Origin of the sequence: Vibrio sp. PID23_8, assembly GCF_003584965.1 — a bacterium.
Lineage (GTDB): Bacteria > Pseudomonadota > Gammaproteobacteria > Enterobacterales > Vibrionaceae > Vibrio.
The window spans coordinates 120,439-143,833 of sequence record NZ_LIXE01000004.1; the positions used below are offsets into that span (position 1 = coordinate 120,439).

Sequence of the window (23,395 nt, forward strand, 5' to 3'; positions counted from 1 at the left end):
ATCTTGTTCAAAATTCGATCTCTATCGTGTTAGACCCAATGATAATAAAACGTTACATTTGTTGTGTTAACCTGTGATTTGTTATGACAAGCACAGAGCATAGCTGAAAACGTGGAAGTATTTCGATTAGGCTACGAATAAGACCTAGACTATGTAAAACCAGACCGATCCGTTGGCCTTACGGTGGGGAGACTGGTAAGGAGAGCAATTATGACAGTAATGTTGTCAGGGGCAGAGATGGTGGTGCAATCTCTGATAGAAGAGAATGTAGAACAGATCTTTGGGTATCCTGGTGGTTCTGTACTGGATATTTACGATGCATTGCATGCCAAGACTGATCAAATCAAACACGTATTAGTAAGACATGAACAAGCCGCGACTCACATGGCGGATGGTTATGCTCGAGCAACGGGTAAGCCGGGTGTGGTACTGGTATGTTCGGGACCAGGTGCGACCAATACCATCACGGGTATTGCAACTGCGTATATGGACTCGATCCCAATGATCGTCATATCAGGTAACGTGCCAAACAACCTAATTGGTAATGATGCTTTCCAAGAGTGCGACATCGTGGGTGTCTCTCGTCCGGTAGTAAAGCACAGTTTTTTAGTTAAGAAAGCTGAAGACATTCCTGAGACAATCAAAAAAGCCTTTTATATTTCGACCACTGGCCGACCAGGTCCGGTTGTGATTGATTTGCCAAAAGACATATTGAATCCTCAAATCAAGCTTCCTTACGAGTATCCTGAAAGCATCTCAATGCGCTCGTACAAACCAACCACGTCCGGTCACAAAGGACAAATCAAAAAGGCACTGAAAGCACTGCTTGAAGCCAAAAAACCAGTACTTTACGTAGGTGGCGGTGCGGTTATTTCTGGTGCGCATGAGCATATTCAAGAGTTGTCTGAACAATTGAATCTCCCCGTCGTCAGTACCTTAATGGGGTTAGGTGCCTTCCCAGGTACACACAATAACGCGTTGGGTATGCTTGGCATGCACGGTACCTACGAAGCGAATATGGCAATGCATGAAGCGGATCTGATCTTTGGCATTGGCGTACGCTTTGATGATCGTACGACCAACAACTTAGAAAAGTACTGTCCGAACGCTAAAGTGATGCACATCGATATTGATCCTTCATCTATTTCCAAGAACGTGAAAGTGGACTTACCGATCGTTGGTTCGGCCGAAAAAGTGTTGGAGACCATGGTTGGCCTGTTGAGTGAACAGGGCGATGGTAACGATGAACAAGCGCTAGCTGCGTGGTGGGAGGACATTCAAGGTTGGCAAAAACGAAATTGCCTAGCTTACGAAACCTCACCTGAGCGCATCAAACCACAACAAGTGATCGAAACATTGCACAAGCTCACTAATGGTGATGCTTATGTGGCGTCTGATGTTGGTCAGCACCAAATGTTTGCCGCGTTGTACTATCCATTCAATAAGCCACGCCGTTGGATCAACTCTGGTGGTCTAGGTACGATGGGCTTTGGCCTGCCTGCTGGTATGGGCGTTAAATTTGCCATGCCCGAAGAAGAAGTGGTGGTGGTGACTGGTGATGGCAGTATCCAGATGAACATTCAAGAACTGTCGACGGCAATGCAATACGACATTCCAGTGAAGATCATCAACTTGAACAACCGATTTTTAGGCATGGTAAAACAGTGGCAAGACATCATTTACCAAGGTCGTCACTCTAACTCATATATGAGTTCTGTTCCTGATTTTGCTGCAATTGCAGAAGCTTATGGTCACGTCGGTATTCGTATTGAGACGCCAGATCAGCTCGAAGCTGGTCTACAAAAAGCGTTAGATATGAAAGATCGCTTGGTGTTTGTTGATATCAACGTAGACGAAACCGAGCACGTATACCCAATGCAAATCAAAGGCGAGGGTATGGATAAGATGTGGCTAAGCAAAACGGAGAGAACGTAATATGAGACACATTATTTCTTTGTTAATGGAAAACCAACCAGGTGCTTTGTCTCGCGTGGTTGGCCTATTCTCCCAGCGCGGCTATAACATCGAGTCTCTAACGGTCTCTCCAACGGACGATGAAACGTTATCGCGGCTGAATATCACCACGACCTCAGATGAAATGCAGCTAGAGCAGATCCAGAAGCAATTGAATAAGCTGATAGATGTGTTGAAAGTGCAAGAGGTGACGGAATTTGATCATATTGAGCGTGAGCTTATGATGGTAAAGGTCAAAGCGAGTGGCTTTGCTCGTGCTGAAGTCAAACGCACTGCCGATATTTTCCGAGGCCAGATTGTCGATGTGACCGCTTCTCAGTATACCGTCCAACTAGCAGGGACGAGTGAGAAGCTTGATGCTTTTATTCAAGCAATCTCCGAAGTTACCGATGTGGTTGAAGTGGCGAGAAGTGGTGTGGTTGGCATTGCCCGTGGAGAGCGCTTTCTAAAGCCTTAGTGAAGTAAAATGTTATTGTAGAGAAGCCACCCTGAGAGGTGGCTTCTTTATGATCTTTGACTTTGTTTAGCAATATCGATCGCAGTCTCAATGCGCTGCATTGAATTGAGTAAGTGATTATCAAGCAGGCTTATTGCTTCTTCGCTGTTCTTTGCGAGTACCTGTTTCATGATCATCTCATGTTCCCCAATGTTGAACAGAACGTCACTTTCTGATTTCAACGTTGCCATGGCGAAGTAGTGGTAGCGCTTGATCTGATTAATTAAATCACGGAAGAACTCGAACATGTTCTTTGAATCTGTGCCTTCAAGTAGAGATATATGGAACTGAAGGTGACGCTCTTCCCACTCTTTCCAGCAGAACGTTTCATTAAAGCTCAAATGCGATAGTTTGTGATATGACGTCAGTGCATCTAATTCCCAGTCTTCATTTCCAGCTAAAATGGCCTTTTTAAGTAATACCGAAGAGACAACACGAAGGCTTTCATAAAGGTCGTTTAGTTCTTCTTTACATACTGGAGCAACCCAGCAGTCTTTTTGCGGTTCAAGTTTTACGTACTTACTCCAAGAAAGTTGCACCAATGCTTCGCGAATTGGTGACGCACCGACATTGTATTTCTCTTTCAGTTCAGCAACCACAAGCTTTTGACCAGGTTTGAATTCCCCAGCTAGGATGTCCTGACAGATCAGTTTTGATACTTTGTTGGTAAGGGTGGGACGAGACACAAGCAACCTCATTGAATTTTTTATCGTGTCGATAATTAAACAGTACGTAGTTCTGTCTCGTTTTATAATGCATCGTACTGATTATGAGGGCAAGGTAATATAAAAAAAGAGGGCCGAAGCCCTCTCTTTATTTAACTAATGATCAAATCATTCAGTCTTATAGAACGTGTACAGACGCCGTGTTCGTTGTGCCTGAAGCTACTAGAGCACCAGAAACCATAACGACGATATCGCCTTTGTTGCCTAGACCAGATTCTAGTGCTAGCTCTTTACCCGCTACGTAGAATGCGTCAGTGCTATCGATAGAATCAACAACTACTGGTGTAACACCTTTAGTAAGAACTAGCTGTGCAGCCGTTTTAGTGTTAGTTGTTAGTGCTAGGATATTTGCAGTTGGGAAGTACTTACGTACTGAACGTGCAGATTTACCACCTTCCGTTGCAACAACGATTAGTGGAGCAGCCAGTTTCTCAGCTGTGTCTACCGCACCTTTACATACTGCTTCAGTGATACGTAGACGTGGGCTATCTAGACGAGAGCCAAGCTCAGCTTTTAGTACAGAGTCTGTACGTTTAGCGATTTGAGCCATGATTGTTACTGCTTCTACAGGGTACTTACCTTTCGCCGTTTCACCAGAAAGCATTACCGCGTCAGTACCGTCCATTACTGCGTTCGCTACGTCGCCAGCTTCCGCACGTGTTGGGCGTGGGTTGTTGATCATAGAATCAAGCATTTGAGTTGCAGTGATAACCATCTTACGAGCACGGTTACACTTCTCGATCATCATTTTCTGAGCGAAGATTACTTCTTCAGCTGGGATTTCAACACCTAGGTCGCCACGAGCAACCATGATGCCGTCAGAAAGCTCTAGGATCTCGTCGAAGTTATCAACACCTTCTTGGTTTTCGATCTTAGAGATGATGTGGATGTTCTCACCGCCGTTTGCAGCAAGTACTTCGCGGATTTCTTGAACGTCAGATGCTTTACGGATGAAAGAAGCAGCTACGAAATCAACGCCTTGCTCACAACCGAATTTAAGGTCGTTCTTATCTTTTTCAGATAGAGCAGGTAGGTTTACAGAAACGCCTGGTAGGTTAACACCTTTGTTTTCGCCTAGAGCACCGTTGTTAAGTACTTTACATTTAACTTCAGTTTCAGTTGTAGAGATAACTTCCATCTCGATTAGACCATCGTCTACTAGGATAGTGTTACCTGTGTTTAGGTCGTTAGCAAAACCAGCGTAAGTTACTGCAACTTTGTCTTTGTTACCTACAACTGAAATATCAGTTGTGAAAGTGAATTCTTGACCAGCTACTAGATCAACGTCGTTGCCGTCTTCTAGTTTGATAGTACGGATTTCTGGACCTTTAGTATCTAGAAGGATAGCTAGCTGTTTGCCTGTGTTCTTCATTACTTCACGGAAGTTCGCGATACGAGTGCCGTGCTCTGCGTAGTCACCGTGAGAGAAGTTAAGGCGCATAACATTCATGCCTGAGTTTACTAGTTCAGTTAGTTTCTCTACAGATTCGGTTTTAGGGCCAATCGTACATACGATTTTGGTCTTTTTCATGGAAGATACTCTCCGGTAAGTATAGTTACAATTTGAAAGTCGGTTATTTACTCTGAAGTTAGGGCGCACTTGATGACATTTAGTGCCTGCCATCTACCGATTTTCCGCCACATTATTGGAACTTCAGGTTCTGAAAGTCTTTCACCAAGTTTAGTCATTTTATGACTAAAAGTTCGGCGTTTTTGGTTACCTTTTTGTGACTAATACCGCTTTATATGCAGAAAGTTGCAAAAAAATAACCGTCATTTCTGTAATTTTTTTTCTTTTCGGTGGCGAATTCTACCACTGAATGAATCCAATATCACTGTTTAAGAATTGTCTTAGAACAAGGTTTCATCGAGAAATATTAATTTTTTGGATCGAAATAAATAGACTGAAAAATTTCGATTTGACTATAATAAGTTTCAAGTCGAAACTTTTAAGTAAAGCGTAAATGTCGAAACGAAACACTCAATTAAGAAGGCATGCCATTTCTAACTTGGTAAATGAGCTTGGGGAAGTCAGTGTTGATGAACTAGCACAAAAGTTTGAAACCTCAGAAGTCACGATTAGAAAGGACTTAGCGTCTTTAGAGAAAAATGGACAACTTTTGCGCCGTTATGGTGGCGCTATCGCCATTCCAACAGAAGTGATTCATGAAGAAATGAGCCCTAATGTTTCGATTCGAAAGTTAAGTCTAGCAAAAGCAGCCGCAGCACTGATTCGCGACCATAACCGAATTGTCATCGACAGTGGTAGCACGACGGCCGCGCTGATCCAGCAATTGAATGACAAACGTGGTCTAGTGGTGATGACGAATTCTCTGCATGTGGCGAACGCGCTCAATGAATTAGAGAGTGAACCCACTCTGTTGATGACTGGCGGTACCTGGGATACGCACTCGGAGTCCTTCCAAGGAAAAGTGGCAGAGTCAGTATTACGCGCTTACGACTTTGATCAGTTGTTTATCGGTGCGGATGGCATCGACTTGGATCGAGGCACAACCACTTTTAATGAATTGCTTGGCTTAAGCAAAGTGATGGCCGAAGTGTCACGTGAAGTTATCGTCATGATTGAGTCTGAGAAAGTGGGGCGTAAGATCCCAAATCTCGAACTTGCTTGGCACCAAATCGATGTTCTGGTGACCGATACTGAGTTACAACCAGAGCATAAGACACAGATAGAACAACATGGCGTGAAGGTTATTTGCGCCTAAAAACAGAGTCCTATTTCACTTCCCTTTGAGTACAGGCCTTTGCTTGCTGCCTCTATTTAAACCATGGTCAGGGAAGAACAAAACTACAAACGGAGAGAAACACATGTGTGGAATCGTAGGTGCAGTGGCACAACGAGATGTCGCTGAAATTTTGGTTGAGGGTCTACGCCGTCTGGAATACCGCGGTTATGACTCTGCGGGTGTGGCGATTGTCGATAGCGAAACCAACCTAACTCGTATCCGTCGTTTAGGTAAAGTTCAAGAGTTAACCGATGCCGTAGACGCTGCGGAAGTGATGGGTGGCACAGGCATCGCACATACACGTTGGGCAACCCACGGAGAGCCTTCCGAAGTTAATGCTCACCCACACATGTCTGGTGATATCACAGTGGTTCACAATGGCATCATTGAAAATCATGAAGCGTTGCGAGAACTGCTTCGTTCACGTGGTTACGTGTTTGAATCTCAAACCGATACAGAAGTGATTGCCCATATGGTGGAATGGGAGCTTCGTACATCGGAAACCTTACTTGAAGCAGTGCAAAAAACGGTGAAGCAACTGGAAGGTGCTTACGGTACGGTCGCATTGGATCGTAAAGATCCTACCCGTATCGTCGTGGCTCGCTCTGGCAGCCCAATCGTAATCGGCTTCGGTGTTGGCGAAAACTTCCTCGCTTCCGATCAGCTTGCGCTACTGAACGTAACTCGCCGCTTTATGTACCTAGAAGAAGGTGACGTAGCCGAAATTACTCGTCGCGAAGTATCGGTTTACGATGCGACGGGCGAGCGTGTAGAGCGTGAGGTCACGGAATCCAATGCAGAGCATGATGCGGGTGACAAAGGCCAATACCGTCACTTCATGCAAAAAGAGATCTACGAACAACCAACGGCATTAATCAACACGATGGAAGGGCGTATCACAGCAGATTCAGTCGTGACAGAAGCGATTGGCGTGAATGCGGCAGAAATCCTGAGTAAAGTAGAGCACGTACAGATCGTTGCATGTGGTACATCTTACAACGCTGGTATGACAGCACGTTACTGGTTTGAAGATATTGCAGGTGTTAGCTGTGACGTAGAAATTGCCTCTGAATTCCGTTACCGAAAGTTTGTGACGCGCCCAAATAGCCTATTGATCACGCTTTCTCAATCGGGTGAAACAGCCGATACACTGGCAGCACTTCGCCTAGCGAAAGAGAAAGGCTACCTGGCGGCAATGACTATCTGTAACGTGGCAGGGTCTTCTTTGGTGCGTGAATCGGACTTCGCCTTCATGACCCGTGCCGGGGTAGAAATCGGTGTGGCTTCAACCAAAGCCTTTACAACTCAGCTTACTGCATTGCTGATGCTAGTAACGGCACTTGGTAAGCAACATAACCGCATCAGTAAGGAGAAAGAAAAAGAGATCGTCGAAGCATTACATGCACTACCGAAGCAAATCAATGCGGCGCTATCTTTCGAGAAAGAAATTGAAGAACTAGCGACGGATTTTGCGGACAAGCACCATACATTGTTTCTCGGTCGTGGTGAGTTCTACCCAATCGCGATGGAAGCGTCTCTAAAACTGAAAGAGATTTCTTACATCCACGCAGAAGCCTACGCCGCAGGAGAGCTAAAACACGGCCCTCTCGCACTGATTGATGCAGATATGCCAGTTATTGTGGTTGCACCAAGCAATGACCTGTTGGAGAAGCTAAAATCGAACGTGGAAGAAGTTCGCGCTCGTGGTGGTTTACTGTACGTATTTGCTGATGCTGACGCAGGTTTTGAAGGTGATGAAACCATGAAGATCATTACCATGCCTCACGTTAGCGAAATCACAGCTGCGATTTACTACACCATTCCAATGCAGTTACTGTCTTACTATGTCGCGCTGATCAAAGGTACCGACGTAGACCAACCTCGTAACCTAGCGAAAGCGGTAACGGTGGAATAAATCTGCCTGACAAGCCAAATCCGAACTGGTACGGCAGCATATCGGTTGACTCAATCCCCCCACTTGAGTCAAGCAATAAAGGCAGACGTTGGCGCTGCCTTTTTCTTTTAGACGCTATGATGGCCGGACATTATTCTCTGCCACCTTTCCATGCTACCGACAAGAGTCTCTTCACTTAATTACATGTATTGGTTGAACGTGTTTGTTATCTGTATTTAACCTTCTATCCTTAATAATTGAAATTGAAATTGAAATTGAAATTGTCAGCTGCTAGCTGCTAATGGACTTTGTCATAGACAATTAGGTGAATTTACGGTGAAAGAAGGTCAGTCGAAAGTTCTTCGAAATATCTTGTTGGTTTGCACGCTTGTCGCTGTGCTTGCTGGGGGCGGTTACTGGTATATCTTGCATCAAGATCAATACCCATCAACCAATGATGCCTATGTTCATGCCAATATCGTTTATATCTCGCCACAAATATCAGGAAAAGTGCTCCGAACGAACGTAGAGGACTATCAGTATGTCACCAAAGGTATGCTGCTTGTGCAAGTCGACCCGATGCTCTTTCAAGCAAGGTTGGATGAAGCCCAGGCCGCTTATCAAATGGCGATTCAAAGTAATGAAGCAAAAAACGATGCCATATTGGCAGCGAGTGCAAATGTACGTAGCGCTGTGGCTCAGCTCGCTGATGCTCAATCAAGCTACCATCGGGTGAAAGATTTGGTCGGAAAACAACTGCTGCCAGCACAGCAGCTAGATGATGAAAGAGCGAAACTATCCTCGGCAGAGCAAAATGTGGCGGCGGCTCGAGCGAATATGGCTGAGCTAGTAAAATCTCAAGGAGCAAAAGGAACCGCCGCTCCTGAGGTGAAAAAGGCGGCGGCGGCGTTAAGCCAGGCAACACTCTCTCTTTCCTATACCAATATCTTTGCCCCTTTCGATGGTCACCTCGGAAAGGTCAGTATCCATCCTGGAAGTATTATTGCAGCAGGGCAAGCCTTGATGCCGTTGGTCGTGAATAATACATTTTGGGTAGAAGCAAACTATAAGGAAACGCACTTAAATCGCATACAGGTTGGTATGCCAGCACAGATTGTTTTGGATCTTTACCCTGATGTTGAGTTTTCTGGGACAGTAAAAGCGATATCTCCAGCGAGTGGATCTTCTTTCTCTCTTCTTCCTCCGGAAAACGCAACGGGTAATTGGGTAAAAGTGCCACAGAGATTCCCGCTTTTGATTCACTTGGAAAAGCAAAATCCACATCCTGATAAGCCTTTGCGAGTTGGCGCGAGTGCCGAAGTAACGATTAATACCGTATCCAAGCCCCCTAAACCGTAGCGCTAAGGATGCGTAATGGAAGCGACGAAAAACACCACGCCTTCGATTGAACTCTCTGAACAACAGCGAACGATTGTTACGATAGCTGTCATGTTATCCGCGATCATGGTTCTGCTTGATATGACGATTGCGAATGTTGCATTACCCAATATGATGGGGGCATTGAGTGCGACATCAGATGAAGTCACATGGGTACTCACCTCTTACTCAATGGCTGAAGCCATCTTTATCCCGTTAGCGAGTTTTCTGTCATTAAAATTTGGCGTTCGTAAGCTCCTTCTAATTTCTGTGATTGGTTTCATCGTGGCATCGGCGCTTTGTGGTCAATCGGATTCTATGGCCGAGATGGTGACATTCAGAATTATGCAAGGCGCATTTGGTGCTTCTGTTATCCCACTGTCCCAGTCGACAATGATTCAAATTTATCCAGAAAGCCAACGCGGTAAAGCCATGGCGTTGTTTAGTGTGGGCATTTTACTCGGACCAATTTTAGGTCCTGCACTGGGCGGCGTGATAACACAACACATGGATTGGCGTTGGATATTTTATGTCAATGTCCCCATCGGAATGATTTGCGTCGCTTTGCTATTCTTTTTTGTTAAATTGGACGGGCGTGGGCAGACTAGTATCGATTGGCCAATGGTGTTTTCAATGGCACTTGGCATTGGGCTGCTGCAAATGGTGTTAGACCGGGGGAATCAAGAGAATTGGTTTGCCTCAAATATGATTCTTTTTGCTTCGATAATCAGCGCTATCGCCATCATTTATTTCGTTGCACGATCTTTTATCACCAAGGGGGAAATTGCCCCAATGTGGTTGCTAAAAGATCGTAACTTAGCGCTGTCTTGCCTGATTATGGCGGCGTTTTCGATGGGGATGTTTGGTATTACGCAGTTAAAGCCGATGATGTTGCAAGAGTTACTCAACTATCCAACAGAGATGACTGGATTTGTGATGGCTCCGAGTGGCATCACATCAGCGATTGTTTTGATCGCCATTGCTCGATTTATGGATACATTGGACGCGCGTTTACTGATATTCATTGGGCTAGTTTTAAACATTATTAGTGTCTATTTGCTCACTCAGTATTCTATGGGGATTGATCTTTACTGGGTATTATTGCCGAGTATCATTCAAGGTGCAGGGATGGGCTTGGTATTCGCGCCACTAAGCCAACTTGCTTATGCGACTCTGTCGCCTAAGGATAGTGTGGGCGGGGCTGTGGTGTTCAACCTCTGCCGAACGATAGGGAGCTCGTTTGGTATCTCCATCGTCAATACTTACTTTAGCCAAACACAGCAACGAGAGTGGCACGCTCTTGGTGAAGGGATCACAAGGACAAATCCTGTCGTTCAGCAATTGGCAGAAGCGCAAGGGGAGGCGGTAACTGATCCCAACTTCTTAATCAATATACAATCTCTATTGCACCAACAATCGACATTACTGGCGTTTATTTATACATTTGGTTTCATTTTGGTCGTGTATATTGTGATCATCCCACTTTTAACCTTGTTCAAGACCAGAAAAGTGACATCTTGAGCAGGTAAGTTAGCACTTATGCACTGAGGATGAATTCGTATTTTTCGTATTGGCTATCTTTCTTTTTGGCGTAAGTTGAGCTCATTTACTAATTTACGGATGAGTAGAGTGACTTACAAACATGACATCAGAGAATTTTTAAGATTAGCAATTCTCGTTTCTAATTAATGTGTTACACGCCCGGTCAGCACAGGTGATAGGCGTGATGCTCGTGTTGAAAAATGTAAGTTTTTAAACATCTTCTAAGATTAACTTTTCAAAGAAAACGCCAGTAGTCCATACTGTCGCTCTCTTTTCCCAACCTTGCATCACACTTACCGTTGTTCACGTCCCAAGAGAGGCTGGTTCATCAGGGGGAGCGGGCGGAAACCTCAGCCCATTTCTATCCCTGAATGGACTTCACCTCTGTCGGCGTATTATTTCTTTCACGGTACATTTTTTTCCACAAATAAAACCCATAGACTGCGCCAATTCCATACTGAAGCCAATTGATCGCTCCAGAGAGATCGCCAACCAGTGAGGCAGGTGTCAAGTCGGAATTAAATAACTCCTCAATAAATAGCACAACGCCAATGTTGCACAATATCCAAAACCACCATTGCTCAACATACCGTTTGGATGTCAAAAACATCGCCGTAACCGTCAACACAGTTGTCAATGAATCCATACCAATACTTGGATCGGGCGCTATCAATTTGCCACCAAAAATAGCCTGAATGATTTGCGGTAAGTAATTGAGAAATACATAGTACCCCCCCCAAAATACCAAGATGCTGATAAGAGTGAACAGCCAATCTTTGGCAGAAAATACCTTAATCTCTATCTGGTTATTTTTGCTCTTCGCCATGCTTTTTTTCCACGCGAATAATCCATATATTTGTATCGGTAGCAGTAAGAAAAGGTTTTGGATAACTTGCCCGTACAGATCACTGGTGTACGCTATCCACGCATAAGTAATGGTATTTATAAGTATAAACGTATAGACGATCACCTCACCTCGCGCTTGATATATCGAGGTAAGTACCCCCGATAAGGCACAAACTAAACCAATGATGGCTGTGAATGAAAATAGTTCCTTGACCGTGCCGCCGATGAAAAGTGGACTGAAAAACGAAAAGAGACTACCAAGAGCAAAAATGATCACAAACCATTTTTGAAATAAGGTTAAATCGGTCCAAAACCGTACACGACTAGCAACCATAAACGCTCCTTCTTATTACTGATGCCGCCAGTATTCCCCAAAACGACATATCACACGCAATCGTGGCCAATCATCGCTTCTCGATGATTATCTCAGTGTTAATTGTGGCAAAAATTGATGATGTGGGTGTCAAAAAATTAGGCCTTGTGATGAATGAACAAATGATGCTTAGGAGAGATTCCTTATCTGACTCGCGCTATTTTTTGAGTCGGTGGAGAAAGTGGTACATCATAACCCCCTCTAATTTTTCTCGAACTCATCTTACTTTATTCTAAATAAGGTAACAAAATCATAAGCCTATGTTCTCAACAGCTAAGTTCACTTAAAGACTTAGACCAATGACCAAGTCTGGTTATAAAACTGACCACCCATGATCCCAAAGCTAATGAAGCTGACCGTTCAGGGGAAAACAGCATTCTAATGACCAATTACCCTGATATGGTAATTGTCATCATCCTTGAGCATTCCGTTCTGTCCCTGTGTTACTCGCTGAATCTCATGGCTCTATGGTCAGTTAGCATCATTTAGGAATCTAAATTATCTATATATTAATAACTTGAACCTAAGGGAACGGATGTTTGTTATATTTTTGTTGGTTCAGGCGGTGAGTTTTTCTGTGGTCCGGCTTTCTGTCGCTCTATTACTTGCAGTGGCTTAATGAGACTAGACCGCCAATTAGGGAGCTAGCAGGTACTTAGGGCTTGAGCTTTTATTTCGGGCTACCGGGTATCGATTTGATCCAATAATCCCCATTAGCAATGAGTTCCTTGCTATCAGTTTAGACCTGATTTACTTCCACAATTCTGAGAATGGCTCGTGACAATTTTGGCTGCTCGTAGAGGAATACGAGCTGTTCCTGGCGCCTTACCTCAATGGCACGACGTTGGGGGCGTATGACTTCCCGCTCTTTCACACGATGTACAATGTCTTTGAGAAGGGGCAACCGATGAGCGAGTTAGACCATCCGTACTCGGTCGGGCAGACATTGGCATACGATCGGGCGATTACCTTTGCCATTACCCATGATATCCCCAACAACGATGTCTTCCTTGATCAGGTTATGGATGAGGCTCATGAGATTTACGCCCATTGCTACATCTTGGAACACAATCTGCACTGGGTTCTTGATACCTCGTTCCACGAAGACGACTGTCAGATCTACCGTGAGAACGCAGCTGAGGGCTTAGCCACCATTCGGCACATGGCTTTGAATATGCTGCGGCAGGAAAAGGACAAGAAAGCCACCATCCGGCGTAAGCAGAATATCGCGGCAATGAATACCACTTACCTTGAAAAGGTATTGGTTGCGGGGCTGCAAGCACATCAGATTGAAAATTGAGCATTCACGCCCTCACCCTGTCTCGTAAGTAGGCTTCGAACTGGTATCTTTGTCCTTCGATCAACTGCTTGTAACTCATGGTAATTACTTCTATTTGTTTGACGACGATAGAGTACCACCGACAGGCAGTTGATCTCTTCTCACCGTTTAACCATGAATGGTGCACTTATTATCTGAATTCGGGCTCTCGTTTTAAATGGTTGCACATCAATAAAAGCTTATCTACCTTTAATATAAATGAACGAGTATGGTTCTTTATCAAGGGGGTTAGCATGGTAAAAGTTAGGTTATCTCAAGCGATAGTCGCCGGCTTTTGGGCAACAGTTGCCCTATCAGCTATGATGCTCGTTAAGCAGATGATGGGGATCATGCTCGACGTCAACCCTGTTATGGACTTGGCATTACTTTATGCCAATGCTACTAATTCTACTCCTAATGTATTAATTGGCTGGTTGATGCACTTTGTATTAGGAACCTTGATATGGGGCATAGCTTACGCCTTGTTATCACCACATTTTCCAGGCGGCCATCTAATCCGTGGTTTAATATTCGGTGTGCTCGCATGGTTGGCTATGATGCTAATATTTATGCCTTATGTAGGACACGGATTTTTTGCAATGGGATACCACGAGGGCTTTATGCCGGCCATGGCCACGCTGATGCTTCACCTGGTTTACGGGGCAGTCCTCGGGAAGGTCTATGGGCACCTGACAGCTGAATCGGCTAAATAAACAAACTGTGGGCAAAATGGACGCTGCGATCCAACTGAACTTCATCATCGGTGGTGGCATGGCAGGACGTCATTTGGCAACTGATCTCGGGCTCGTCTGCTACACTTTAAAAGCATATGCTAGAACAATGAGTTAAAGCGCTAAGGTAGTTCCACGGTAGTCCAGAGGGCTAAAAACGAAAAAAGCCTGACAGCGAAAACGCTCTCAGGCCTTATGGAATATGGTGGCCCTCCCAGATTTGAATTTGGGGCTTAAGGCTTTGTTTTTATTCTTTGCGGTTTTTGTTGTTTGTTACTATCGGTGTTACATAAATAAAAAGTCACTCAATCAATCAGCATTAACATAGCAAGTGATCCCATCGTCGCTATCAATTTCTATATTGCCTCCGCATCGAGGACAAGGTTCACCGTACGTCCATTTGAGGATGTTTGTGGTTCGACACTCTGGACATTCATCAAGTGTTTCTAATTCGTCGCGCAAGGGAAGATGCGAGACTACTTGATCAAATAATGTCTCACAGGTTGAGCAATAGAATGTCTGGGTAGGGCCACTCATCATGGCACTTTCTCCACCAGCAACGGTTGCTTTAAGGTCGCAAGTGGAGCATTTATATGGTCGTAGAGTCGCCATGCTGTTTTCCATCAATGCTTTGTACTTGGAGTTTAGCTACTAAGACAAATATTGCTCAAACTTAACTTTCTATGGGTTAACCACAGTGGCTTAAGTTTAGGTTGTTTGTCTACATCGAATCATTTTTGGACATTATGATTGAGGCAAACTGCCAGACTTAATGAAGCCTTGGATGTAAAGTGGCAGCTCGGAACACTCAAAATCTGAAAAAAGTAGCACATGCGTAGCACAGTGGTTGAAAAGCAAAAGGCCTGAGAACAAATTAATGCTCTCAGGCCTTTCTGTATATGGTGGCCCTCCCAGACTTGAATTTGTGTCTTAAGGTTTTGTTTTTATTGTCTTTAATCTTTTCGGTTTTTGTTGTTTGTTACTATCGGTGTTACATAAACAAAAAGTCACCCAATCAATCAGCGTTAACATAGCAAGTGATCCCATCGTCGTTATCAATTTCTATATTGCCTCCGCATCTAGGACAAGGCTCACCGTACGTCCATTTGAGGATGTTTGTGGATCGACACTCTGGACATTCATCAAGTGTTTCTAATTCGTAGGGCAAGGGAAGATGCGAGACTACTTGATTAAATAATGTCTCACAGGTTGAGCAATAGAATGTTTGGGTAGGGCCACTCATCATGGCACTTTCTCCACCAGCAACGGTTGCTTCAAGGTCGCAAGTGGAGCATTTATATGGTCGTAGAGTCGCCATGTTTTTTTCCGTCAATGCTTTGTACTTGGAGTTTAGCTACTAAGACAAATATTGCTCAAACTTAACTTTCTATGGATTAACCCAATTGGTTTAAGTTTAGGTTGTTTATCTACATCGAATCATTTTTGGACATTATGATTTAGGCAAACTGTCAGACTTAATAAAACCTTGGATGTAAAGTGACGGATCGTGTTCTAGCTAATCCAACTTTAGTTGCGTTACATAACGAAAAACTACGCGCATATCTCCAGAACAAAAAACTAATACAAAACCAACCATAATAATTTGGTTAAAGCGATGATAGCTCCGTGTCATGAATTAAGGCGACGGACAACTTTCCAGCTAATTGAATTGCTGACTTTGTAAATGGCGCATTGCTAACCACTATTGCTTCATTAGCTTCATAAAATGACATGCCTGTGTATGCTTCTTGTACCGCTTTGTTACCAACAGGATGACTGAACCTTTTACATTGAACTGCTACGCATCGAGCATTTTTCTTAGCTAGCAAATCTATCCCCTGATCTCCCGTTGTAGGGGTACGAGATACTTTCCATCCAGCCGCTTCAAGAATATCAGAGCAATGTACCTCATACTCTACTCCGGACAGTTGATTAACATCTACCAAATCTACGTCAACAGGTAATTCATTAATTGCCGCAACAATCAAATTATCCACTAGCTCGACCAAGAGTTCTTTAACCTTTTCCTCTTCCAGCTCCGTCCCATCATAGGCATCTGAAGGTACGGTGATTTCCAGAAATTTATTGATTTCCCTGATCCAATCATGAGCAATTATCTCACCATAGTCTCCCGTTCGTACTAAGGTGCGTCTCTTGCGAATTAGCACTTCTTGATGAGCTAATACGGCCTCTCCCACATGATTTATAAGTGCTTCACGATTTTGTTCAGCTTCATCAATATCTGTATACTCATTACCATATTTTAATTCAAATGCAGTGATGCAAAATATTATAAAACCCGTTTCTATACCGAGTATCACCCAAAAAGATACATCCGTTATAATCCAAAGCAAGAGGCTTATCACGATAGAAGATAACGCAAGCCCGATAGCTAGGTAATGGGCTACTTCAGCCCTTTTTGTCTGATAGATAACTTTATTCATTTAGTCCCCTTACCTCTATACTCATTATTCAGAATATCGATTCACCTTGACTTCTTAGGGTGTAAACGTAACCGAATGGTGTGCGTGTGTATGCATATTTAATTATAAAGTCTAGGCATATTAATGGGATGTAACAACGTTTTGTGCCAAATAATAGATATCTTTAAGCTAGAAATATACCCACAGTAATGTTCACTGTTATAAGAGGGATATTGAAAGCTAGAGTTAGTGATTCTTGGGTGCATATTTGTCCAACCATTCTTCAACGCTGTCACAAACTGCTGGCACAATAATGACACCATTTTGCTCATCTGGGTTTTCTATTTTTTCTGATCCGTTTAGTGGCGTGTTTTCTGACAGGCCGAGCAACCGTTGGCGCTGAAGATTATTCCGGTGAAGACGGTCAATCGCTTTTAAATCCCCTTCGAGAACTAAAGGCCATAACACTTGGTGAATCGCTTCTAGCCTCATTAGTTCAGTCATTGCCAGTTCTTCACTATTGGCTTTGATCCTCTCTAGCCCATGACTCATTGCTGTCTTTACCGTTTTGAAAGCAGCGGCTTCGGTTATATCTAGTTCTTCAGCAATAGATTTATAGGTATGTCCAGCTAATCGTAACTGAACTGCTTTTTCACGACGTTGTTGTGCAATCAACGTTCTAGCGTTTGTTTTGCCCATTGTCAGTTCCCTTTCTTATCTTGTATGTATGGCTATATATAAAGGTGTTTTTTTTCGATACACGGACAATTTGAAATAAGGTAAGAGGGGTTTGCTTTTAACTTACTGTAAATAAAGGTATTGTCTCGAACTGTGCCTTTTTGGCTTTGTATTGAATCAATACTTAAAGCTAAATGCTGTGTATTGATTTGATACCGTTAAATTCGGTTCCGTGTATTAAATCAGATCTTAAATAATGTTAGATTTGGTTCGCTCCAACAGCTTTTCTGTCCCGGATTGCTTTGCCAGTTGAATCAATTGATAGGCATCAATTGGTAAGTGTTGCAATGGTTTGTCAGTTCGCTCATCCACACGTTGCCAGTTGATGGCGTATAAACTGCAAACTCCTTTTCCTCGACAAATACCTCCTTCAAAGGTACGGGTGATAATATTGGCATCCAACAATTGTTGTATTGCTCTCTGATTGCTATTTGGCGAGTTGTACCCTCGACGTTTCAGGTCGTCTCTCGTTAGGCTGAGATAGCCGTTGTTGCGGCCGTTATATTGTCCCGCTAGCTCGATTAAAAGGGATTTTGCCAGAGTGGAAAGATCGACGAATGATTGACTCTCTACTAGCCAAATGGGGATTCCAGCAAACCAACCTTTGTTCTTACGATTCCTGCTCATGTTTCTCTCGTCATTAGCTCCGAGCTCAAAACCATCAATTAGGTGATAAGCGATTGACTTCAAATATGTGATGAAAGGAAAAGCTCTATTAGGAGGCGCCGAACTTTTACTTATTTAGAAGGGTTAGTTAAATTTGCTTAGAAATCTCTCAGTATCAAAAGCTGAGAGAGATGATTTCCCACGTTTTTTCCTTAACTGATTGAGTAAAGTGATAACCTTTTCGGCTTCGTGTAGGTTGGAGATCCAGTACCTTTTGAAGTTGGCTTTGTAGCCAAGTAAGCTAACAAAGGGGTCAACTTTATCCGAGAGGTGGATATTGTATGTGTTACGTAGCTTGCTCACATCATCTCTTAGACAAGATGACCAAAACCTATTGGCTCTGTCCATATCGTTCGCGTGAGCTTTGCTATTGATCAATACATCAATTGTACGTAAGCCAAAGGTTCCCGCCTCGAGGAATGCGATCAAGCATTTTTCTAACTTAGTTATGGACTTGGAATATTGAAGATTAGTTTCCATTACCAACCTCCAGATCTCTTTCCGCCACTCGTTGAACTTGCCATTCCTCAAGTTCTGACTTGAGCCAAGCTACAGAACGTCCGCCAAGTTGAATGGGTTTTGGGAATGTGCCAGCTTTAATTTGGGCATATATCCAAGTTTTGCTTTTACCTGTGAAGCTTTCCACTTCGGGTCTGAGTACGAATCGGTTCTCTAATTTCATGTGTATTTCATCCTTGTGTTAGGTTGTCCTGTATAGGATGAAATCAGATTAAATGGTTCGAGGGAGACTTTCATGGAAGTTAGCTATCTTCTTAAGAAGTTAGCTAACTTCTTAAATTTTAACTTATTAAGTGCTTATTTTTTCCTTCCACCTACTTAGCGTTTCTAGACCAATAAATGGGGGAGTGATGCCATTCTCCCAAAAAGCTTCGTATATTTTTTTTTGTAAATGTTCTTCGCTGCTGTGTATGTCTTCGGATGTAATGTCAGGTAAAAGCTCTAATAAGCTGAAAAATGATCGAGCACGCTTACCATCCGTTCTTTGTTTTTTTAATTCTTCTGTGGGGTTATCTAAGAGTCGATAGTCAGTAGAGAAATATAAGAACTGAGCCTTCTTTTGATCTAAGGGGACTTGTCTTTGGTGATCTGAGTCTTTGTGAATAAATTTAATGAACAGATCGAAATGTTCGCTTTCTTTCCATTTGTTTAGGTTATCTGGTTCAAATGGAACATGCTTACTTTCTTGAAGGGGGTATTCACTTTCTAACTTTTTGTAAAGGTGGGTACTACTTTTACAAAAGTTTTCATCTTTAAGTGAAGGTAATAGGGACATTATGGCGAAAATCATGGAAGTTATTGAAATTTCAGACTGTACATTTTGTTTCTCGGTTGCATGGTATGCAGTAACTTTTGTTGTTACCGTTTTATAAGGAGCGTTTAGTCGTAAAGTATGTACCTCCAACATATTAAGTATTTTTTCTACTTCGGCATGCTCTAAAACATACTCTAGCTGGGAGAATTGATCTGTCAGACAACTAAATCTCAGTTCACTTTCTAGAGGTTGAATAAAAGCACTATCCTCATAAAGCAGAGAGCTAACTTTCCATAGACCGTAAACTTTTGCCATTCGTCCGTTAAAAGCTTTTAGTTTCCTCTGCATTTCAAAGGATAGATCTGTATTATCTTCAAATATGATGTCAGTCTTATCAGGTAGTATGCTTACTAAGAAGTCTCTTTCTCCATCTAGGTATTCGAAGTAAGAACAATCCTTTGTAACTAAGATCACGGGTGTAGCGTGACAAGCAACAGATGGCCAAAGAGCTCCCTCACTAATCCAATGTTCAATATCAGATTTTGTAATATTGAAGTCTGAAAAAATTTTAACTAGATCATCAATATAGTAGTAGTCTCGTTTGGGGATATTGATCTGTGGTTTAAGCTGAGGAGTGTTAATTTTCATTTATTGCACTACCTGTAGGTTCTTCATTCCTGTTACTGATAGATTTCCATAACTCGATTGCTCTATATGATTGCTCCACCAATCCATTAGCTTTCGTCTACGCTCCAAATATTCAGCTCGGTTATATGCCCGTCTCACTTCGTTACGATCTACGTGAGCGAGAGCGGCTTCAATGACATCTGGATCGAATCCTTGTTCGTTAAGCGTTGTGGAGGCCAGTGCCCTCAAACCGTGTGAAACGAGTTCTCCTGCAAAACCCATCCGCTTCAGTGCCATATTTGCAGTTTGACTATTTGCGTGCTTGGTGGGGCTTCTATGGCTGGGGAAAACGTATTCTCGGTGACCGCTAATTGGTTTCATCACTTCGAGTAGTTCGAGCATTTGCTTGGTGAGCGGGATTGTGTGGGGGCGCAGCATTTTCATTCTTTCTGCTGGAATGATCCAAACTTTGTTATTTAAATCAATGTGCTTCCATTCAGTTGTCGCAGCCTCAATCGGGCGTGTCATAGTATGCAGCTGCCATTCAATTAAACATCGAGTAGTGCGGGATATATTGGCTTGGTTAAGCTTGATCATAAGTTCACTTAACCTATCGGGCGGTAACGTAGCCATATTCTTCCGCTTAGCTGGTGGAAACATCTTCGTGACATCGGTGAGGTAATTTACTTCGATCACTCCACTTGCCACACCCAGCCTCATTACTTCATTGATACTTCTGCAAAGTCGTTTGACTGTTTCTAAGTTGCCATTGGCTTTTACAGGTTCGAGCAACTTGATCACTGTTTTGGGTTTGATCGCTTCTAGGGGAACATTTTTGAGATAGGGAAGAACGTGCTTTTCTAGTGAGCGAAATGCTTTCTCTGCGGTCTCTAACTTTACTTGTTGTCGTTTGAGTTGATGCCACTTATCAGCCATTGCACCAAACGTGCTCTCTAAAGCGTCTTTCTTAAGTTGCTCCTGCTCGTCCTTATGGGCTTTAGGGTCGATGCTTTGGGCAAGTAGCTCTTGGGCACTCAGTCTTTTGCAGCGAGCTTCTGCAAGTGAAACCATGGGGTAGGAGCCGAATCCCATGTTGGCTCTTTTCTTAGTAAACGGGCGAGAGTAATTAAAAATCCACCGTTTAGAGCCTGAAGGTTTAATACGCAGAAATAATCCATCACCATCAGCCAAGTTGTATTCTTTTTCTTTTGGTTTAGCGGATTTGATTTGGGTTGCAGTTAGCGGAGGTACCTTTCTGCTCATAGCTCTCACCTTATTTTTGTGAAAGATTGATAGGGAGCATCCGGTATTACATGAAGTTTTAGTAACACCACTTGCTCAATTTTGGCTTAGTGTTACTAACAGTGTTACTAAAAAGTGCGGATTTTACAAACCTAATGAGAACCAATGAGGATAAATGAGATCTCATAACATTTTGATTGCAAATGCGTTCAGGCAATAAAAAAGACCGCAGAGGAACTCTACGGTCTTGAATATGGTGGCCCCTCCCAGACTTGAACTGGGGACCAATCGATTATGAGTCGACTGCTCTAACCACTGAGCTAAGGGGCCTTGTTAGGTCAACGATTATAGGGGAAGCGTTGCAAGGTGTCTAGCCACAAGGTAGGGCAATTGCGCTTAGTTTTTATTCACTTAGCACTGCAAATAATAAAAAAGGTGACCTAAGGTCACCTTTTTGATGCAAATTACTGCGATTACTCGTCTAGGAAGCTGCGCAGAGTCTCTGAACGGCTTGGGTGACGCAGTTTACGTAGTGCTTTCGCTTCGATCTGACGGATACGTTCGCGAGTAACGTCGAACTGCTTACCCACTTCTTCTAGAGTGTGGTCAGTGTTCATGTCGATACCAAAGCGCATACGAAGAACTTTTGCTTCACGTGGCGTTAGGCCTGCAAGTACGTCTTTTGTTGCCATTTTCAGGCTTGTCGCCGTTGCGGAGTCTAGCGGCAGTTCTAGTGTCGTATCTTCGATGAAATCACCTAGATGCGAATCTTCGTCGTCACCGATTGGTGTCTCCATTGAGATTGGCTCTTTAGCGATTTTCAGTACTTTACGAATTTTGTCTTCTGGCATTTGCATACGCTCTGCCAGTTCTTCCGGTAGCGGTTCACGGCCCATCTCTTGTAGCATTTGACGAGAGATACGGTTTAGTTTGTTGATCGTTTCGATCATGTGTACCGGAATACGAATCGTACGTGCTTGGTCCGCGATTGAACGAGTGATTGCCTGACGGATCCACCACGTTGCGTAAGTCGAGAACTTGTAGCCACGACGGTATTCGAACTTATCTACCGCTTTCATCAGACCGATGTTACCTTCCTGGATCAGATCCAAGAACTGTAGACCACGGTTGGTGTATTTCTTAGCGATAGAAATTACCAGACGTAAGTTCGCTTCAACCATCTCTTTCTTCGCACGGCGAGCTTTCGCTTCACCGATAGACATACGACGGCTGATGTCTTTGATACTTTGTACTGTTAGAGACGTTTCCTCTTCAATCATCCTTAGTTTGGTGATTGAACGGCGGAGATCTTCTTCACTACGCTTGATCTTCTCAGCGTATGGCTTATCTGATGCTAACACTTCATCTAACCAAGCTTGGTTTGATTCGTTGCCAGTAAATAGCGCGATGAACGATTTCTTCGGCATTTTGCCGTATTCAACCGCCGCTTTCATGATCAAACGTTCTTGAGTACGAACGCGATCCATAGCGGTACGCAGTTCATTCACAAGGTGATCGAACTGTTTTGGTGTTAGACGGAATTCTTTGAATACGTCTAGCATCAATTCGTTAGCAACGGTCGCTTTCGGGCTGTCATAGCCGTGTTCGTTAATTGCTAGCTGAAGGCTTTGGTACGTGCTGCGTAGCTGGTTGAATTTCTCAAGCGCTAACTCTGGGTCAATACCAACATCTTCTTCAGATTCGCCTTCTGAATCGTCGTCGCCATCCTCATCTTCATCGACATCTCCGTCGTCTTCATCTTCTAGTTGAGATTCAGACAGTTCAGAGCCGATGTGCGTTGCCGTTGGCGCAGTTGTATCTTCTGCGTCAGGATCAACAAATCCAGAGATTAGGTCAGTAAGACGCAGTTCTTCTGCTTGAACTTTATCAAACTGTTCAAGAATGTATGGGATAGTGCCAGGGTATTCCGCAACAGACGATTGAACTTGGTTAATACCTTCTTCAATACGTTTTGCGATATCGATTTCGCCTTCGCGTGTTAGTAGTTCTACAGTACCCATTTCACGCATGTACATGCGAACTGGGTCTGTTGTACGACCAATTTCACTTTCTACGCTAGAAAGTGCAGCAGCAGCAGCTTCAGCTGCATCTTCATCGGTAATATTTGTGTCATCGTTCAGTGCGAGATCATCAGCATCAGGAGCAGTTTCTACTACCTTGATACCCATATCGTTGATCATCTGAATGATATCTTCTACCTGTTCTGAATCTACGATTTCAGCAGGTAGGTGGTCATTTACTTCGGCGTAGGTCAGATAGCCTTGTTCCTTGCCTTTAATAACAAGTGACTTTAGCTGTGACTGCGGATTTTGATCCATAGACGGTATCCAACTTCGTAATCTGGTGAAGGAATCAGTATGCGAAATGCAAACCACTTACTAT

Annotated in this window: 17 protein-coding genes, 1 tRNA gene and 1 pseudogene; 8 read left to right on the forward strand and 11 right to left on the reverse strand. The window is 43.4% G+C overall.

Annotation, left to right across the window (positions count from 1 at the left end; translation table 11 throughout):
• The first annotated feature begins 210 nt into the window (after positions 1-210).
• On the forward strand, positions 211-1,935 hold the full coding sequence (locus AK966_RS09530) for an acetolactate synthase 3 large subunit (RefSeq protein ID WP_099079921.1): 1,725 nt from the start codon (positions 211-213) through the stop codon (positions 1,933-1,935).
• 1 nt (position 1,936) lies between these two features.
• Entirely contained in the window at positions 1,937-2,431 is a 495-nt protein-coding gene (ilvN, locus tag AK966_RS09535; protein WP_099079920.1) for an acetolactate synthase small subunit, read from the forward strand.
• Between the two features lie 47 nt (positions 2,432-2,478).
• Here the strand turns inward: ilvN and AK966_RS09540 are convergent, their stop codons facing one another.
• A complete protein-coding gene (locus tag AK966_RS09540; protein WP_119464032.1) occupies positions 2,479-3,168 on the reverse strand; it encodes a GntR family transcriptional regulator in 690 nt (229 codons plus the stop codon).
• A 145-nt stretch (positions 3,169-3,313) separates the two neighbouring features.
• Complete coding sequence (gene pykF, locus AK966_RS09545) at positions 3,314-4,726, reverse strand: pyruvate kinase PykF (protein ID WP_099079918.1); 1,413 nt, start codon at positions 4,724-4,726, stop codon at positions 3,314-3,316.
• A gap of 433 nt (positions 4,727-5,159) precedes the next feature.
• On the opposite strand from pykF, the gene AK966_RS09550 reads away from it, so the two are divergent.
• The 4 genes from AK966_RS09550 (at position 5,160) to AK966_RS09565 (ending at position 10,734) form a co-directional block, all read left to right on the forward strand.
• Positions 5,160-5,921, forward strand: coding sequence for a DeoR/GlpR family DNA-binding transcription regulator (locus AK966_RS09550; RefSeq protein ID WP_119464033.1), 762 nt, complete (start codon positions 5,160-5,162; stop codon positions 5,919-5,921).
• A gap of 103 nt (positions 5,922-6,024) precedes the next feature.
• Complete coding sequence (glmS, locus tag AK966_RS09555) at positions 6,025-7,857, forward strand: glutamine--fructose-6-phosphate transaminase (isomerizing) (protein ID WP_099079916.1); 1,833 nt, start codon at positions 6,025-6,027, stop codon at positions 7,855-7,857.
• A gap of 315 nt (positions 7,858-8,172) precedes the next feature.
• On the forward strand, positions 8,173-9,195 hold the full coding sequence (locus tag AK966_RS09560) for an HlyD family secretion protein (protein WP_119464034.1): 1,023 nt from the start codon (positions 8,173-8,175) through the stop codon (positions 9,193-9,195).
• Between the two features lie 15 nt (positions 9,196-9,210).
• Positions 9,211-10,734, forward strand: coding sequence for a DHA2 family efflux MFS transporter permease subunit (locus tag AK966_RS09565; RefSeq protein WP_099079914.1), 1,524 nt, complete (start codon positions 9,211-9,213; stop codon positions 10,732-10,734).
• 382 nt (positions 10,735-11,116) lie between these two features.
• Here the strand turns inward: AK966_RS09565 and pnuC are convergent, their stop codons facing one another.
• Positions 11,117-11,935: a nicotinamide riboside transporter PnuC gene (pnuC, locus tag AK966_RS09570; RefSeq protein WP_119464035.1), complete on the reverse strand. Its 819-nt coding sequence runs from the start codon at positions 11,933-11,935 to the stop codon at positions 11,117-11,119.
• A 1,102-nt stretch (positions 11,936-13,037) separates the two neighbouring features.
• Here pnuC and AK966_RS20145 point away from each other — a divergent pair.
• Positions 13,038-13,274 (forward strand): annotated as a pseudogene (locus AK966_RS20145) (transposase); the annotation flags it as partial.
• Between the two features lie 272 nt (positions 13,275-13,546).
• Positions 13,547-14,005, forward strand: a complete 459-nt coding sequence (locus AK966_RS09580) for a DUF6789 family protein (RefSeq protein WP_099079912.1) — start codon at positions 13,547-13,549, stop codon at positions 14,003-14,005.
• A 1,625-nt stretch (positions 14,006-15,630) separates the two neighbouring features.
• Here AK966_RS09580 and AK966_RS09585 read toward each other — a convergent pair.
• The 8 genes from AK966_RS09585 to rpoD form a co-directional block, all read right to left on the reverse strand.
• The gene (locus AK966_RS09585) at positions 15,631-16,467 is read right to left on the reverse strand and encodes a restriction endonuclease (protein ID WP_119464036.1); all 837 of its coding nucleotides are present in this window, start codon (positions 16,465-16,467) and stop codon (positions 15,631-15,633) included.
• 225 nt (positions 16,468-16,692) lie between these two features.
• Entirely contained in the window at positions 16,693-17,145 is a 453-nt protein-coding gene (locus tag AK966_RS09590) for a helix-turn-helix domain-containing protein (RefSeq protein WP_119464037.1), read from the reverse strand.
• 228 nt (positions 17,146-17,373) lie between these two features.
• Complete coding sequence (locus AK966_RS09595; RefSeq protein ID WP_147422377.1) at positions 17,374-17,811, reverse strand: hypothetical protein; 438 nt, start codon at positions 17,809-17,811, stop codon at positions 17,374-17,376.
• Between the two features lie 508 nt (positions 17,812-18,319).
• Positions 18,320-18,532, reverse strand: a complete 213-nt coding sequence (locus tag AK966_RS09605; RefSeq protein WP_119464040.1) for an AlpA family transcriptional regulator — start codon at positions 18,530-18,532, stop codon at positions 18,320-18,322.
• Positions 18,533-18,658: 126 nt separating this feature from the next.
• Positions 18,659-19,771 carry a hypothetical protein gene (locus AK966_RS09610; RefSeq protein WP_119464041.1) on the reverse strand — a complete coding sequence of 371 codons (1,113 nt, stop codon included), beginning with the start codon at positions 19,769-19,771 and terminating at the stop codon, positions 18,659-18,661.
• Positions 19,772-21,013 (reverse strand): integrase domain-containing protein, encoded by a 1,242-nt coding sequence (locus AK966_RS09615; RefSeq protein ID WP_119464042.1) that lies wholly within the window; start codon positions 21,011-21,013, stop codon positions 19,772-19,774.
• 233 nt (positions 21,014-21,246) lie between these two features.
• Positions 21,247-21,322, reverse strand: a tRNA-Ile gene (locus AK966_RS09620).
• A gap of 143 nt (positions 21,323-21,465) precedes the next feature.
• The gene (gene rpoD / locus AK966_RS09625) at positions 21,466-23,331 is read right to left on the reverse strand and encodes an RNA polymerase sigma factor RpoD (RefSeq protein ID WP_119464043.1); all 1,866 of its coding nucleotides are present in this window, start codon (positions 23,329-23,331) and stop codon (positions 21,466-21,468) included.
• Positions 23,332-23,395: the final 64 nt, after the last annotated feature.